This window comes from Amycolatopsis sp. CA-161197, from assembly GCF_050942255.1.
Classification (GTDB): Bacteria; Actinomycetota; Actinomycetes; order Mycobacteriales; family Pseudonocardiaceae; genus Amycolatopsis.
Genome location: NZ_CP192059.1, coordinates 7755861 through 7771155 on the forward strand (window position 1 = coordinate 7755861; position 15295 = coordinate 7771155).

The window sequence follows — 15295 nt, forward strand, 5'->3', positions numbered from 1 at the left end:
TTGCTGCTGCGGGGGAAAGCCGCCCGTACCGCCGGTATGGGTGGCTACTCGACAGTAGACCAAGCCGGGCGGGCGTGCACCAGACCACGGCGGCCGGGTTCGGTGACCGGAATTGTCGGTGCCCCCGAGCACAATGACGACGTGCAGGTGATCACCGGCCAGGAGGAGGACTCCGGCTACACGATCTCGACGCCGGTGGGAACCTCCCGCGGGCTGTCGAAGGCCGACTGGGTGGCCGAGGTGCGGCGGCTCGAGGAGGCCGAGGCGCCGCGCTGGGTGCTGCCCTCGGTCGACGCGCTGTACCCGAAGCTCATCGACGCGGGCGTGCGGCTGGGGCGCTGTTACGACCTGGGTCTGGCGGAAGGCCTGCTGCTCGCGTACGAGGGGCGCGAAAGCGAGTCGCGCAGCCTGCGCGCGGCGTGGGCGCGAGCGCGGGGCGAGGAGCCGCCCGACGACGGGCCGGCGTTCGGCGAGGCGGCGCAGCCCACACTGTTCTCGCCGCGCGGACCGGGCCTGCCGCCTGACGTCAGTGTCGTCGACGCGGTTCGTGGTGTGCTGGCGGAGCAGGACAAGCGCGTGGCTTCCGTCGCGTCGCCCGGGCGGATGCGGCTGCTGCTGGCGGCCGAGTCGGCGAGCGCGCTGGCCGCGGCGGAGATGTCGGCGGCGGGGCTGCCGTGGCGGGCGGACCTGCACCGGGCGCTGCTGGAGTCCCGGCTCGGTCCGCGCGTGCCGTCCGGGCAGCGGCCGAAAGCGCTGGTCGCGTTGGCCGCGCAGATCACCGAAGCGTTCGGCGGGCGGCCGGTGAACCCCGACTCGTCGCCGAGCGTCATCCGCGCGCTCGCCCGTGAGGGCATCGAGGTGCCGGCCGCGCGCAAGTACCTGCTGCGCGACATCGACCACCCGGCCGTCGCGCCGTTGCTGGAGTACAAGGAACTCTCGCGCCTGCACTCGGCCAACGGCTGGGCCTGGCTCGACGAATGGGTCACCGACGGCCGCTTCCGCCCCCACTACGTCGTCGGCGGCGTCGTCTCCGGCCGCTGGGCCACCCGCGGCGGCGGGGCACTGCAGATCCCGAAGGTGCTGCGCACGTGCGTCCGCGCGGATCCGGGGTGGAAACTCGTGGTCGCCGACGCCGCTCAGCTCGAGCCACGAGTGCTCACGGCGCTGTCGGGCGACCGCCGGCTGGCCGAGGTCTCGGCGGCCACGGACCTGTACGCCCGGCTGGGCGAGGCGCTTTTTTCGGGCGCCCGCTACGTTCCCCCGCCGTCCGGCTCCGCGGACGACCGCTCGCGGGCCAAGATCGCGATGCTGTCGGCCATGTACGGCGGCACCTCCGGCGAGGCGGGCCCGCTGCTCGCCCTGCTGCGCCAGCGTTTCCCCGACGCCGTGTCCTATGTGGAGCAAGCCGCGGCCGCCGGCGAACGCGGCGAACGCGTGCGGTCCCGGCTGGGCCGCACCTCCCCCGCCCCGTCCGCCGCGTGGCGCGCCCTCACCGGCGGCCTCGCCGACGACGAGGCCACGGAAACCCGCGCCCGCCGCGCCTCCCGCGGCTGGGGCCGTTTCACCCGCAACTTCGTCGTGCAGGCCAGCGCGGCCGACCTGACCGCCGTCCTCCTCGCCACCCTCCGCGGCCGCCTCCCCGCCCCCGCCCACCTCGTGTTCTTCCAGCACGACGAGGTGATCGTCCACACCCCGGCCGACCTGGCGCCCACCGTGTCGGCCCTCATCGAGTCCACCGTGACCGAGTCCGCGCAGATGCTGTTCGGCGAAGCGTGCCCGGTGCACTTCCCCATGCAGGCCCTCGCCGTCGACACCTACGCCGACGCGAAATAACCCCGAGGAGATTCGTCAATGGGAGCCTCAGGCTGGCACTACCGCGCGCCCTTTGTCGGCAGCGTCAAAGCAACGCACCGGTTCGTCCAGGCACAACTCCTGTCCACCGGTGACTACCTCTGGCCGTGGGAGACCTTCGATCCCGAGTACGTCGCGCCCGTGCCCCGGCCCAGATCCCTGCCCGACCTCGAAGCCGCCAAGGACTCCGAAAACTTCTGGGACGCGGGCACCCACTCGATCCTCGACACCCACGAGATCTCCGAAGCCGGCAGCGTGGGCACCATCCGCCCGTTGAGCGCCACCGAACTGACCGAGGTGTTCGGCACCCACCAACCGTCGGCGGCCGACTTCGACCGCGTCTTCCAGCCCGGCCCCTCCGGCCCCCTCGCCGACCTGATGGGCGAGCGCTGGACCGGCCGAAGCCTGGTGCTGTACCACAACGGCACCCCACGGAGGTCTTCTTCTGGGGCTTCTCCGGCGACTGACGTCCGCCCACTCCTCGGCCCACGGGGCGCTCCGCTTTTGCGCGGGGTCGCCCTGTGGTTGAGTCACACCATGCTCTACAGCTACTTCACGGCGAATTCGGACGAAGCAGCCGTAACGTCCCTCGAAGCGCCCGAAGGCCCGGCCGCGCTGTTCCCCACGGCCTCCTTCAAGCACCTCGACCCGTACCTGCAGGTGCCGCGGGCCGAGGCGTTCCTCACGGGGATCGGCGAGGAAGCGGCCGCCGACCGGCCGCGGGCGATGAAGCTGCTCGCGGAGGTCGGGGAAGGCGACATCGTGGTCGTCACGCTCACCGACGAGTTCCGCGACGCCATCGCGGCCACCGACGAGGCGCGCCGCCGGGAGCTGGCGGGGTTCTGGTCGAGCGACGAGAAGCTCGAGGGCAGCGCCGCGGACCTGCTACCCGTCGTGGACGAGCTCGCCGCCCTCGCGAAGCAGGCGAAGCCCTCGGGCGGCCGGCTGTACTGCCACATCGCCGGCTGACGGTCAGTACCGCGTGGGGTTCTGCAGCAGCGGCGGGTACACCCCGTGCTCCTGCCCGTTCACGGTCGCGCCCGCGTAGCGCAGCAGCGGGGCCATGCCGCGGTTCAGCTCGGCCGGGAAGTTGAGCCGAGGCGCGGAAACCTCGTCCAGCGCGGCGACCTGCTCGGCGCTCAGCCGAAGGTCGAGCGCGGTCAGGTTCTCCGTCAGGTGCTCCACCCGCCGGGGCCCGATCAACGTCGACGTGATCCCCGGCCGGCCCCGCACCCACGCCAGAGCCACCGCGGCCGGGCTCACGCCCAGCTCCTTCGCGATCCCGGCCACCACGTCGATCACCCGGAACTGCTCCTCCGTCGGCCCCACCCCGAACGCCGCGCCGCGCCGGGTGTCCGCGGCCGCGCCGTCGCGGGTGTACTTGCCGGACAGGAAGCCGCTCTTCAACGGGCTCCACGGCAGCATCGCCATCCCCGCGTCCTCCGCCAGCGGCAGCAGCTCACCCTCGATCGTGCGCTCCAGCAGGGAGTACTCCATCTGCAGCCCGGCGACCGGCGCCCACCCGCGGAACTCGGCGATCGTCTGGGCCTTCGCGGTGAACCACGCCGGAGTGTCGGAGAACCCGACGTAGCGGATCTTGCCGGCCGCGACCAGATCGTCGAGCGTCCGCAGCGTTTCCTCGACAGGTGTGTGGCGGTCGTAGTTGTGCAGGTAGTAGAGGTCGAGGTAGTCGGTGCCGAGACGCCGCAGGGAGTCGTCCAGCTGGTGCAGGATCGCCTTCCGGCCGGCGCCGCCGCCGTTGGGGTCGCCGGGGTGCAGGTTGACGAAGAACTTCGTGGCCAGCACCACGCGGTCGCGTAGCCCCGGCGTCGCGGCGAGGAAGTCGCCGACGATCTTCTCCGAATGGGTGTTCGTGTAGAAGTTGGCGGTGTCGATGAAGTTGCCGCCGCGGTCGAGGTAGGTCTGCAGGATCCTCTCGGACTCTTCGACGCTGCAGCCGGTGCCGGTGTCCTCGCCGAAGTTCATGGCGCCGACGCAGAACGGGCTCACGACGAGGCCGGACCGGCCGAGGTGGACGTAGGAATCAAGGCTCACGGGGATTCTCCTGGCTCATCACGGGATTTCGTTGCCCGTTTATGACACCAGCGCCGAGGCCGCCACCGTGAGCCCGAAAGTCGTAGCCTCTTGCCTGATCCTGTCACGATCGCCAGTTGCCCGGTCGTGGCCGGCCGTGGTCGAATCGACGGGTGTCCCTCGCCGAGCTGCGCACGCTGATCACCCGTCACGCCGGCCGCACCGACCTGCCGGGCGGCCTGATGCTGTCGTGCGAACGCGCGCCCACCGACCCGGCGGCGTCGCTGACCGGCCCGGTGCTCGCCGTCGTCGCGCAGGGCCGCAAACGCATCGGCACGGGCGAGCGCACCTACGAGTACGGCGCCGGCCAGTACCTCGTGGTGACCGTCGACATGCCCGTGACCGGGCACTTCGTGGAGGCCAGCCCCACGGAACCGTTCCTGGGCGCCGGCCTCGTCCTCAAGCCGGAAGCCGTCGCCGCCCTCCTGCTCGAAACGGGCACCACGAACTCGGCCCCGGCCACCCTGTCGGCCATCACGGTGAGCGATGCGCCCGCCGAGCTGCTCGACGCGTTCGTCCGCCTGCTGCGCCTGACCGACCACCCGGCCGACCGCCGCGTGCTCGCGCCGCTCATCGAGAAGGAGATCCTCTGGCGCCTCGTCACCGGCGCCCAGGGCGCGACCATCCGCCAGATCGGCCTCGCCGACAGCAGCCTGTCCCACGTGGGGCGCGCCATCCGCTGGATCCGCGACCACCACGCGGAGTCCCTGCGCGTCGCCGACCTCGCCCGCCTCGCGGCGATGAGCGAGTCGTCCTTCCACCGCCACTTCCGCGCCGTGACGGCCATGACGCCCATCCAGTACCAGAAACACATCCGCCTGCAGGAGGCCCGCCTGCTCCTGCTCTCCCGCACCGACGACGACGTCGCCTCCATCGGCTACGCCGTGGGCTACGACAGCGCGTCGCAGTTCAGCCGCGAATACCGCCGCCAGTTCGGCGTCCCCCCGGGCCAGGACTCGACCCGCCTGCGGGCGGGGATCACGAACTGAATTCCCGCGCCCCAGGCACCACACGGCCCAACGCGAAGAAATCCCTTCGGGGCAACGAAGATCGCACAGTGTGCACTTCACGTTTCGCCAACAGCAGCGAATTCCCAAGCTCGCCGTGCGGCAGCGCGCGTGGAGCAAAGCCGCTGCGGTGGTCTTCAAGAGTGTCGGCGGTCAGGCCGCTGCCTTTTCGGCGTTCGCCGGGATCGTGTCGGCAGGTGCGGCGGCAGTGACGCTCGCTGTCAAACAGCCGCCACCGCGTCGTCCAGAGCCTTGGTGATGCGTTTCAGCGACACCGGATACGCGGTCCCCAAGGTCTGGGCGAAGAACGAGACCCGCAGTTCCTCGATCATCCACCGCACCTCCGACAGCGCGGGTGACGAGGTGCCCGCCGGCAGGGTGGCCAGGGCGGAGCGGTACTCCTCCGTGATCCACGCGATGTCGGCCGTCCGTTGCAGGTCCCGGGTGGGCTCGGAGACGAGTTTGTCGAGCCGGCGCGAGATGCCGCGCAGGTAGCGCTCGACGTCGCGCAGGCGGGAAGCGCCCGTTTCGGTCACGAAGCCCGCGTGGACGAGGCCGGTGAGCTGCGCGCGCATGTCGGCCAGTGATTCCGCGGGGCCGCGTGTGTCCGGCAGGACCGTCTCCACCTCGATGGCCGCGCGCAGGATGCGCTCGACGTCGGTGAGGACCGCCAGCACGGCCGGGTTCAAGCCGGCCCGAACGTGCTCCAGCAGCACCGCGAAGCCGGCCTCGTCCCAGACCGGGCCGCCGGCCGCGGCCATGAGCGAATCGACGGCGCAGTCGACGCAGTCCTCCAGCAGGGCGGCGACGCTGCCGTGCGGGTTGCGGTTCAGCACGAGCTTGGAAGAGTTGGACAGCGACCGCGTGATGAACTTCATCGGCGAGTTCAGGTTCAGCCGCAGCATGCGCCGGGTGCCGGCCCACATCGCGTGCTGCTGCTGGGCCGGGGTGTCGAGCAGGCGGACGGCGACCGACGCGCCCTCGTCGACCAGCGCCGGGTACGCCTTCACGTCGTGGCCGCGCTGTGTGGAGGCAAAAATCTGAGGCAGGGAGGCGAAATCCGGCTTGACCAACCCCGCCTTTTCGATGCTGTTGGCGGCCTTCGAAATCGTCTCGCGCACCTTCGGGGCGAGGCTGAGCTTCAACGCCTCCAGGTCCTTGCCCTCGGCCACCCTGCGACCGCGGTCGTCGACCACGCGGAACGTCACCCGCAGGTGGTCCGGCACGGAGGACAGGTCGTAGGCCGGCAGCGGCACGTCGACGCGGCGCAGCGCGAACAGCTCGTCGGACAGCACCTCGATCAGCGGACCGTCCGAAGGCGACACTCGCGAAAGGACATACGCGGCCGTGTCGGGAGCCGGGACGAAGTTGCGCCGCAAGGCTTTCGGCAGGGACTTGATCAGCGCGGTCACGAGCTCCGCACGCAGGCCCGGCACCTGCCAGTCGAAACCGTCCGGCGTCACCTGGTTCAGCACGGGCAGCGGGATGTGCACGGTGACGCCGTCGGCGTCCGCGCCGGGCTCGAACTGGTAGGTGAGGCCGAAGACCTGCGAGCCCTGCGTCCACGAGTCGGGGTAGTCCGACTCGCGCACGCCGCCCGCGGTCTCGTTGATGAGCATGGACTTCTCGAACGAAAGCAGGTCCGGGTCGCCGCGGCGGGCCTTCTTCCACCAGCTGTCGAAGTGGCGCACCGACACCACGTCGGCCGGCACGCGCTGGTCGTAGAACTCGAACAGCGTCTCGTCGTCCACGAGGATGTCGCGGCGGCGGGCGCGGTTCTCCAGGTCCTCGACCTCGTCGAGCAGCGCGCGGTTCTCCGAGAAGAACTTGTGGTTGGTGTGCCAGTCGCCCTCCACCAGCGCGTGGCGGATGAACAGCTCGCGCGACAGCTCGGGATCGATGCGCCCGTAGTTCACGCGGCGGTCGGCGACGAGCGGCACGCCGTAGAGCGTCACCTTCTCCACCGCCATCACGGCGCCCTGCTTGCGCTCCCAGTGCGGCTCCGAATACGACCGCTTCACCACGTGCGCGGCCAGCGGCTCGACCCACTCCGGCTCGATGCGCGCGTTCACGCGGCCCCACAGCCGCGAGGTCTCCACGAGCTCCGCCGACATCACCCAGCGCGGCTGCTTCTTGAACAGCGCCGAGCCCGGGAACACCGAGAACCGCGCCCCGCGCGCGCCGAGGTAGTCGCCCTTGGCCGGGTCCTTGAGGCCGATGTGCGAGAGCAGACCGGCGATCAGCGCCGTGTGCACGTGCTGCGGGTCGGCCGGGGTGGTGCTGAGGGAAATGTCCAGGGGCTTGGCCAGCTGGCGCAGCTGGCTGAAGATGTCCTGCCACTCGCGGATGCGCAGGTAGTTGAGGTACTCGTTGCGGCACAGGCGGCGGAACTGGTTGCCCGTCAACGCCTTCTGCTGCTCGCTGACGTACTCCCACAGGTTGAGGTACGCGAGGAAATCGGACGTCGGGTCGGCGAAGCGCGCGTGCTGCTGGTCGGCCGCCTGCTGCTTCTCCGCCGGACGCTCCCGCGGGTCCTGGATGGACAGTGCCGCGGCGATGATCATCACCTCGCGCACGCATCCGTTGCGCGCGGCCTCCAGCACCATGCGGCCCATCCGCGGGTCCACCGGCAGCTGCGCGAGCTTGCGGCCGATGTCCGTCAGCTTCGACGCGTCGTCCACCTCGAACGCGCCGAGCTCCTGCAGCAGCTGCACGCCGTCGGTGACCTGGCGGCGGTCCGGCGGCTCCACGAACGGGAACGCGGCCATGTCGCCCAGCCCGAGCGACGTCATCTGCAGGATCACGGACGCCAGGTTCGTGCGCAGGATCTCCGGGTCGGTGAACTCCGGCCGCGACTCGAAGTCCTCTTCGGAGTACAGGCGGATGCAGATGCCGTCGGACGTGCGGCCGCTGCGGCCCTTGCGCTGGTTGGCCGACGCCTGCGAGATCGCCTCGATGGGCAGCCGCTGCACCTTCGTGCGGTGGCTGTAGCGCGAAATGCGCGCCGTGCCCGGGTCCACCACGTACTTGATGCCCGGCACGGTCAGCGACGTCTCGGCGACGTTCGTCGCGAGCACGATCCGGCGGCCGGTGTGACGCTGGAACACGCGGTGCTGGTCGGCCGACGACAACCGCGCGTACAGCGGCAGCACCTCGGTGTTGCGCAGGTCGAGGCGGTTGAGGGCGTCTGCCGTATCGCGGATCTCGCGTTCGCCGGAGAGGAACACGAGGATGTCGCCGGGCCCTTCGGCACTCAGCTCGGCGACGGCGTCGAGGATCCCCTGCGTCTGGTCGCGGTCCGGGTCGGCCTCGGGGTCTTCCGGGTCGATGATCGGCCGGTAGCGGACCTCGACGGGGTAGGTGCGGCCGGAGACCTCGACGATCGGCGCGTTGTCGAAGTGCTTCGAGAAGCGCTCCGGGTCGATCGTGGCCGAGGTGATGATCACCTTGAGGTCGGGACGGCGCGGCAGCAGCTGCTTGACGTAGCCGAGGATGAAGTCGATGTTGAGGCTGCGCTCGTGGGCCTCGTCGATGATGAGGGTGTCGTACTGGCGCAGCATCCGGTCGGTCTGGATCTCGGCGAGCAGGATGCCGTCGGTCATCAGCTTGACCAGCGTGTCCTGGCCGGACTGGTCGGTGAAGCGGACCTTGTAGCCGACGGCGTCGCCCAGCTCGGTCTTCAGCTCGCTCGCGATGCGGTCGGCCACGGTGCGCGCGGCCAGCCGGCGCGGCTGCGTGTGCCCGATCTGCCCGCGGATGCCGCGGCCGAGCTCGAGGCAGATCTTCGGCAGCTGGGTCGTCTTGCCCGAGCCGGTCTCGCCCGCGACGATCACCACCTGGTTCTCGGCGATCGCCTTGCCGATCTCGTCCTTCAGCCTGCTGACCGGCAGTTCTTCGGGGTACTCGATCTTGGGCACGCTCTCGCGCCGCCGCTGCACGCGCAGCTCGGCGGCGGTCACGTCGGCGGCGATGCGCTCGGCCACGGCTTGCTTGTCGCGCGACCGGCGCGCGCCGTCGAGCCGACGGCGCAGGCGGTGCTCGTCGCGCGACATCAGCTCGGGCAGCCGCGCGCGCAACGCCTCGAGGGAGGATTGAGTGGACATACTTGTTTCGAGGATAGCGGTGCGTGACGGGCGTGGCTCCTGAATATGCCCGGGGTCTCCCGTCACCCCCGCTGCCGGGTCAGCCGAGCCGGCAAAAGCCAGGTCAGCCGCTCCGAACGCACCACCGCGAGCGGCCCGATCACGGCCAGGAGCAGCACGTATCCGGCGACGAACGGGGCCACGCGCGGGTCGAGCCCGGCCGCCGCCGCGAGCGTGGCGAGGACCAGCGAGAACTCGCCCCGGGTGAGCACGGTCAGCCCGATGTTCACCCCGGCCTGGCGGTCGAAGCCGTGCAACTTCGCGGCGAACGCGCCCGCGGCGAGGTTGAGCACCAGCGTCAGCGCGACGGCCGCCAGCACGGGGACCACGACCGTCCCGACGGCGCCCGGGTCGATCGAGAGGCCGAAGATGAAGAAGAACAGCGCCCCGAACGCGTCGCGCAGCGGCAGCACCAGCTTGTGCACGCGCGGCGCGACCTTCGAGCCGCCGAGCATCATGCCGACCATGAACGCGCCGATCGCGTCGGACACACCCACCTCCTCGGCGACGGCCGCGCCCAGCACCGCGACGCCGACGAAGCACACGGTGAGCAGCTCGTCGTCGGCCGAACCGAACAGCCGCGACACGAGCCGGCCACCCCAGCGCGCCAGCGCCGCGAGCACGAGCAGGAAGCCGAGCGCCTTGCCGAAGTCGGCGAACGCCGCGCCGAAGCCGTCGGCGCCGCTGAGCACGGGCTGCAGCAGGGCCAGGTAGAGCGCGAGGAACAGGTCTTCGAGCACGATCACGCCCATGATCAGGCGCGATTCGGGGTTGGCGGTACGGCGGGTTTCGAGCAGCAGCTTGGTCACGATGGCCGACGACGAGATGCCGATCGCCCCCGCGATCACCAGCGCTTCGCGCGTGCCCCAGCCCAGCGTGAACCCGAACGCGAGCCCGCCGCCCACGTTGAGCAGCAGGTAGCCCAGCCCCGCCGCGGCCAGGCGTCTGCCGCCGCGGGCGAGGTCGTCGAGCGAGAACTCGAGGCCGAGGTAGAACAGCAGGAACACGAGGCCGAGCCCGGCCAGCACGCCGAGCTCGGCGGGGTCGTCCACAAGCGACAACCCGGGTGTGTGCGGACCGAACACGAAGCCGGCCAGCATGAACAAGGGGATCGTCGGCAGCCCGATCTTACTGCCCAGGCGCGCGACGACCCCGGCCGCCAGGAACGCACCGCCGACGGCCAGCAAGGCATGACCGTTGGTCATGGGAAACCTCCAACAGCTGAGTACGGGTGAGGGGTGACGTACTCAGGTGGAGGGCGGTGCGCGGGCGGGGACTTTCGGTTCGGATCGGTGTCCTGTGGTGGAGCTTTTGTGGGCGGTGGCGGTGTTTGTCGCAGCCGGGCGCTGTTTCGCCTGTTCCGGCGGCGTGGCGTCCGGGATCGGTTGCGCGGCAACGAAGTGCGGTGACTGCTGGGCGACCAGCGTCGGCTTGGGTTCGTGGTGCTCCGCGCCGGCGGGCACCGGCCCGGGCGCGGCGACCCCGAGGAGCAGCAAGGCAGCGAGCAGGACACTGAGGATGGACCGGTGCCGTGGCGCGGTGGCGGCGGCAGCAGTCATCGTGGGGTCAGTTTACCAGCTCTTTAATGTAGTGCCGGCGATCCACAGTGGACGCTCGGCACGGGTGTGGCCGGATACCCTTCCCGTCGTGTCCACCGACTCCTGCAAGTGCATGGTCTGCCTCGACTACGGCGACCGGGACCGCCTCGACTCCGTCGACGCCGGCCTGTTCGAGCACATCGCCGACCCCGGCTGGGGTCTGCTGGCGATCCCGGAGGACGAGGTCAGCGCGGGCTGGACGTTCACGGTCGGGCTGTGGCACTCGTTCCGCGTGCCGGAGCTCGCCGTGGTCGGGCTCGAGCCGGGGCCCGGGATGCGGCTGCTCAACCTGATCGGCGAGCAGGTGGCCGCGGGCCGCCGACCGGCCGCCGGTGCCGAGCTGGACGACGTCCTCGAGTCCGGCCGTCTGGCGCTGCGGCCGGTCGACGAGGGCTGGCACGGCGTGTTCTTCGGGACGGCACAAGGCTTCTACCGCGCCACCCGTCCCGTCGTACGCTTCCTGCAAGTGCTCTGGCCCGATCGCGAGGGCCGTTTCCCGGAGCAGGACGAGTTCGCTCCGGACCTGGCTCTGCGGCAACCTCAGCTGTGGCTCGACCCGCACCGGCATCCGAAGGGGCCCTGGACCGTCGAGCTCTGAGCCGCCGTCACGCCGAGCGTTCGGCCGCCACCTGTTCGCGGACGGCCGGGATGGTCTCGGCGATGAACACGCGTGACGCCCGGTCGTCGGCGCCGGAGAGGACGAAGGTGTCGAAGCCGCCGGCGAGGGCGAAGTCGGCGAGTTCCGGGGCGGTCGGGGTGGCGCCGACGTTGAGGACGCGGCGGATCGAGGCCGGGTCGCGGCCGGCGTCGACGGCGGCCGCGTCGACGGCCGCGGCCATGCGGAGGGCTTCGGCGGGGTCGTCGCGGAGGCTGACGACCCAGCCGTCGGCCAGACGGCCGGTGAGGCGCAGCGCGCGGGGGCCGTACGAGCCGAGCCACAGGCCGATCGGACGCGCCGGCACGGGGCCGGAGTGCGCGCCGGCCAGGGAGTGGAAGCGGCCGTCGAAGCGGAGGTTGTGGTCGCCGCTCCAGATCTTCCGGATGACGGTGATCGCTTCCTCCTCGGCGGCGAGCGCGTCGCCTGGGGTGCGGCGCGGGCCGCCGTAGGCGACGATCGCGTCCCAGAACGCGCCGGCGCCCACGGCGAGGTCGAAGCGGCCGCCCGAGAGCAGGTCGAGGCTGGCGGCGGCCTTCGCGAGCACAGCGGGGTTGCGCAGCGGCAGGTTGGCGACGTCGGGGAACACCCGGATCTTCGTCGTCGCGCCGAGCAGCACGCCCATGAGGGAGAACGTCTCCACGTACCGGCGCTGGTACGGGTGGTCCTGCACGGCGAGGTGCTCGAACCCCGTCCGCTCCAGCTCGCGCGCGTGCTCGACCAGGGCGTCGGCCGCGTTCGGCACCAGGAAGTAACCCGTCGAGATGTCCCGCCCGAAGTCCGTCACACCGTGCTCAACCACGCCGGACGGGCGGAGATTCCGGCCCCGAAGTGACCCGGCGGTAACCTCGGACCCGGACCTTCGGGAGGCACGCGCATGGCCGACTACGACCTGGTGCTGTTCGGCGCCACCGGCTTCACCGGCACGCTCACGGCGGAGTACCTCGCGCGCTCCGCCCCGCCCGGCTGCCGCTGGGCGCTCGCGGGCCGCAACCGCGCCAAGCTCGAGGACCTGCGCACCCGGCTGACGGCCGTCGACGAGCGGCTGGGCACGTTGCCGCTGCTCAGCGCCGACATCGCGGACCCCGACTCGCTGCGGGCGGTCGCCGCGTCGGCCAAGGTCGTCGCCACGACCGTCGGCCCGTACCTGCACTACGGCGAGCCGCTGGTCGCCGCGTGCGCCGCCGAGGGTACGGACTACGTCGACCTCACCGGCGAGCCGGAGTTCGTCGACCGCATGTACCTCGCCCACCACGCGAAGGCCGCCGAGACGGGCGCCCGGCTCGTGCACAGCTGCGGCTTCGACTCGATCCCCCACGACCTCGGCGCCTGGTACACCGTCCGGCAGCTGCCGGAGGACGTCCCGCTGCAGGTCGACGGCTACGTCCGCGTCGGCGCCCTGCCCTCGGGTGGCACCTTCCTCACGGCGATGACGGCGTTCTCCCGCCAGGCCGCCGCCAACCGCGTGGCCAAGGTGCGCGCCGCGGCTGAGCCGCAGCCGCCCGGCCGGCGGGTCCGGGTTCCGATCGGCAGCCCGCACCGCGTGCCCGGCACCGGCCAGTGGGCCGTCCCGCTGCCGACGATCGACCCGCAGGTCGTGGCCCACTCGGCGCGGGCCTCCGCCCGCTACGGCCCGGACTTCCGCTACCGCCACTTCGCGGCCTTCGCCGGCCTGCCTTCGGTGGCGGCCGCGACAGCGGGCGCCGGCGCACTGTTCGCCGCCGCCCAGCTCGCCCCCGCGCGCGACGCGCTGTCGAAGCTCCTCACCCCGGGCCAGGGACCGAGCCCGGCGCGCCGCGCGAAGTCCTGGTTCTCCGTCCGCTTCACCGGCTCAGGCGGCGGCCGGCACGTCACCACCGAAGTCTCGGGCGGCGACCCCGGCTACGACGAGACCGCGAAGATGCTCGCGGAATCCGCCCTGTGCCTGGCTTTCGACGACATTCCCGCGACCGCTGGCCAGGTCACCACGGCGACGGCGATGGGTGATGCTTTGATCGAACGCCTGATGCGGGCAGGGATGTCGTTCAAGACTTTGTAGCCTAAGTCCTTTGTGGACTCACTGGGGTCGACAAAGGATTCACCACAGCGCGCCGACACCTATTTTACGCCGGGCAAAACGGTTTCCCGGTCACCGGAACCCTGTACCGCCCTCCGGGCAGCAACTCCCGCCGTCGGCGAAAACTCGATCTACCCCTTGCCGCTGGGGTCACGCGCGGTTATCGTTGCGCTACGCCGCAGCAGCACCGGAGTCGGGTTTTCCCTGGCGTGTCAGGGAAATCGCGGCTTCGTCCGCCTTGCCCACCTGCCAGGGCCGTGCCCTGGCAATTCTGCGGAAAGGGAATTCCCCCCATGCGCAAGACGATGCGGCCTGCCCTGGTTGCCGGTCTCACCGTGGCGTCGGCCCTCACCGTCGTCCTGGCCACCCCCGCCCTCTCCACGGCCGCCGCGAACCCCGCGTCCCTCAGCAGTGCAGCCTCCATCCTCGCCTCCGGCGGCGACCTCGCCTCACCGGAGAAGAAGGACATCGCGATGCAGCTGGTGTCCAGTGCGGAGAACTCGAGCCTCGACTGGAAGGCTCAGTACAGCTACATCGAGGACATCGGCGACGGCCGCGGCTACACCGCCGGCATCATCGGCTTCTGCTCGGGCACCGGCGACATGCTCGAGCTCGTGCAGGCCTACACCAACTCCGTACCGAACAACCCGCTCGCGAAGTACCTGCCGGCGCTGCGGAACGTCAACGGCTCCGACTCCCACTCCGGCCTCGGCCAGGCGTTCGTGGATGCGTGGAAGGCCGCGGCGAAGACGTCGCAGTTCCAGGCCGCGCAGAACAGCGAGCGTGACCGCGTGTACTTCAACCCGTCGGTGAACCAGGCGAAGTCCGACGGTCTCGGCGCACTGGGCCAGTTCATCTACTACGACGCCATCGTGATGCACGGCCCGGGCAACAGCTCCGACAGCTTCGGCGGCATCCGCAACTCCGCCATCAAGAAGGCCAAGCCGCCGTCCCAGGGCGGCAACGAGACCACCTACCTCAAGGCGTTCCTCGACGCCCGCAAGGTGATCATGAAGCAGGAAGAAGCCCACGCCGACACCTCGCGCGTGGACACCGAACAGCTCGTGTTCCTCAACGCGGGCAACCTCGACCTCCACACGCCCCTGAAGTGGAAGGTCTACGGCGACTCCTACCAGATCAACTGAGCAAGAACCCGGGTCGCCGATTTCCCTGCGGCGGCCCGGGTTCTTGCCGTAAGCTCGCGCCCCATGAGAACCGTTCTGGGGACGCTCGTCTGCGTCGCGCTGGGTACGCTCGCCACCGTCGCACCGGCTTCACCCGAGCAGAATCCGGCGCAGGATCCCCCGCTGGCCTACCACGGTTCCGCCGGACAGATGGTCACGGTCACCGCGCCGGACCCGTCGTCGACCACCGCGACGCTGATCGCGTGGCAGCGCAAGGGTTCCCACTGGGTCCGGGCCCTCGGGCCGTTCCCGGCGTTCGTCGGCACGCAAGGCATCGGCGAAGCGAGCGAAACGACGTCGCACACTCCTGCCGGCGTCTGGACCCTCACCGAAGCGTTCGGCATCCAGCCCACCAACGGCACCCGGCTGCCCTACCGCCAGGTCACCGACCACGACTGGTGGGTCTCCGACGTCAAGTCGCCCTACTACAACACGCACTACTCGTGCGCGCCCGGCACCTGCCCGTTCGACGAGGCGGCCGGCGAGGACCTCGGCAAGGCCGGCCCCGTCTACGACCACGCCACCGTGATCGACTACAACCGCTCGCCCGCGGTGCCGGGCAAGGGTTCGGCGTTCTTCCTGCACGTCTCGGCGGGCAAACCGACGGCGGGCTGCGTGTCCATCCCGGGCGCTGACCTCGACGCCGTGATGCGCTGGCTCGACCCGGCCGGCCACCCGGTGATCAACATCGGGATCAGTCCACAGTAG

At 70.9% G+C, this 15295-nt stretch carries 12 protein-coding genes; 7 read left to right on the forward strand and 5 right to left on the reverse strand.

The genetic code is table 11. From position 1 onward, the window contains the following. The first annotated feature begins 141 nt into the window (after positions 1-141). Positions 142-1833, forward strand: coding sequence for a bifunctional 3'-5' exonuclease/DNA polymerase (locus ACQPXB_RS36645; RefSeq protein ID WP_432846093.1), 1692 nt, complete (start codon positions 142-144; stop codon positions 1831-1833). 18 nt (positions 1834-1851) lie between these two features. Then, positions 1852-2820 (forward strand): hypothetical protein, encoded by a 969-nt coding sequence (locus ACQPXB_RS36650; protein WP_432846094.1) that lies wholly within the window; start codon positions 1852-1854, stop codon positions 2818-2820. A gap of 3 nt (positions 2821-2823) precedes the next feature. Here the strand turns inward: ACQPXB_RS36650 and ACQPXB_RS36655 are convergent, their stop codons facing one another. Then, positions 2824-3906, reverse strand: a complete 1083-nt coding sequence (locus tag ACQPXB_RS36655) for an aldo/keto reductase (protein WP_432846095.1) — start codon at positions 3904-3906, stop codon at positions 2824-2826. Between the two features lie 152 nt (positions 3907-4058). Here ACQPXB_RS36655 and ACQPXB_RS36660 point away from each other — a divergent pair, with 152 nt between their 5' ends. After that, positions 4059-4934 carry an AraC family transcriptional regulator N-terminal domain-containing protein gene (locus tag ACQPXB_RS36660; RefSeq protein WP_432846096.1) on the forward strand — a complete coding sequence of 292 codons (876 nt, stop codon included), beginning with the start codon at positions 4059-4061 and terminating at the stop codon, positions 4932-4934. 239 nt (positions 4935-5173) lie between these two features. On the opposite strand, the gene hrpA is transcribed toward ACQPXB_RS36660, so the two are convergent. The 3 genes from hrpA to ACQPXB_RS36675 form a co-directional block, all read right to left on the reverse strand. After that, positions 5174-9055, reverse strand: coding sequence for an ATP-dependent RNA helicase HrpA (gene hrpA / locus ACQPXB_RS36665; RefSeq protein WP_432846097.1), 3882 nt, complete (start codon positions 9053-9055; stop codon positions 5174-5176). A 62-nt stretch (positions 9056-9117) separates the two neighbouring features. Then, a complete protein-coding gene (locus tag ACQPXB_RS36670) occupies positions 9118-10299 on the reverse strand; it encodes a cation:proton antiporter (RefSeq protein ID WP_432846098.1) in 1182 nt (393 codons plus the stop codon). Between the two features lie 42 nt (positions 10300-10341). Beyond that, a complete protein-coding gene (locus ACQPXB_RS36675; RefSeq protein WP_432846099.1) occupies positions 10342-10653 on the reverse strand; it encodes a hypothetical protein in 312 nt (103 codons plus the stop codon). An 88-nt stretch (positions 10654-10741) separates the two neighbouring features. Between ACQPXB_RS36675 and ACQPXB_RS36680 the strand changes: the two genes are divergently transcribed. After that, positions 10742-11290, forward strand: coding sequence for a DUF4262 domain-containing protein (locus ACQPXB_RS36680; RefSeq protein WP_432846100.1), 549 nt, complete (start codon positions 10742-10744; stop codon positions 11288-11290). A gap of 7 nt (positions 11291-11297) precedes the next feature. On the opposite strand, the gene ACQPXB_RS36685 is transcribed toward ACQPXB_RS36680, so the two are convergent. Further along, a complete protein-coding gene (locus tag ACQPXB_RS36685) occupies positions 11298-12134 on the reverse strand; it encodes an LLM class flavin-dependent oxidoreductase (protein WP_432846101.1) in 837 nt (278 codons plus the stop codon). A 90-nt stretch (positions 12135-12224) separates the two neighbouring features. Here ACQPXB_RS36685 and ACQPXB_RS36690 point away from each other — a divergent pair, with 90 nt between their 5' ends. The 3 genes from ACQPXB_RS36690 (at position 12225) to ACQPXB_RS36700 (ending at position 15295) form a co-directional block, all read left to right on the forward strand. Next, entirely contained in the window at positions 12225-13385 is a 1161-nt protein-coding gene (locus tag ACQPXB_RS36690) for a saccharopine dehydrogenase family protein (protein WP_432846102.1), read from the forward strand. A 311-nt stretch (positions 13386-13696) separates the two neighbouring features. Beyond that, on the forward strand, positions 13697-14548 hold the full coding sequence (locus ACQPXB_RS36695) for a chitosanase (RefSeq protein ID WP_366587162.1): 852 nt from the start codon (positions 13697-13699) through the stop codon (positions 14546-14548). A 63-nt stretch (positions 14549-14611) separates the two neighbouring features. Beyond that, complete coding sequence (locus tag ACQPXB_RS36700) at positions 14612-15295, forward strand: L,D-transpeptidase family protein (RefSeq protein ID WP_432846103.1); 684 nt, start codon at positions 14612-14614, stop codon at positions 15293-15295.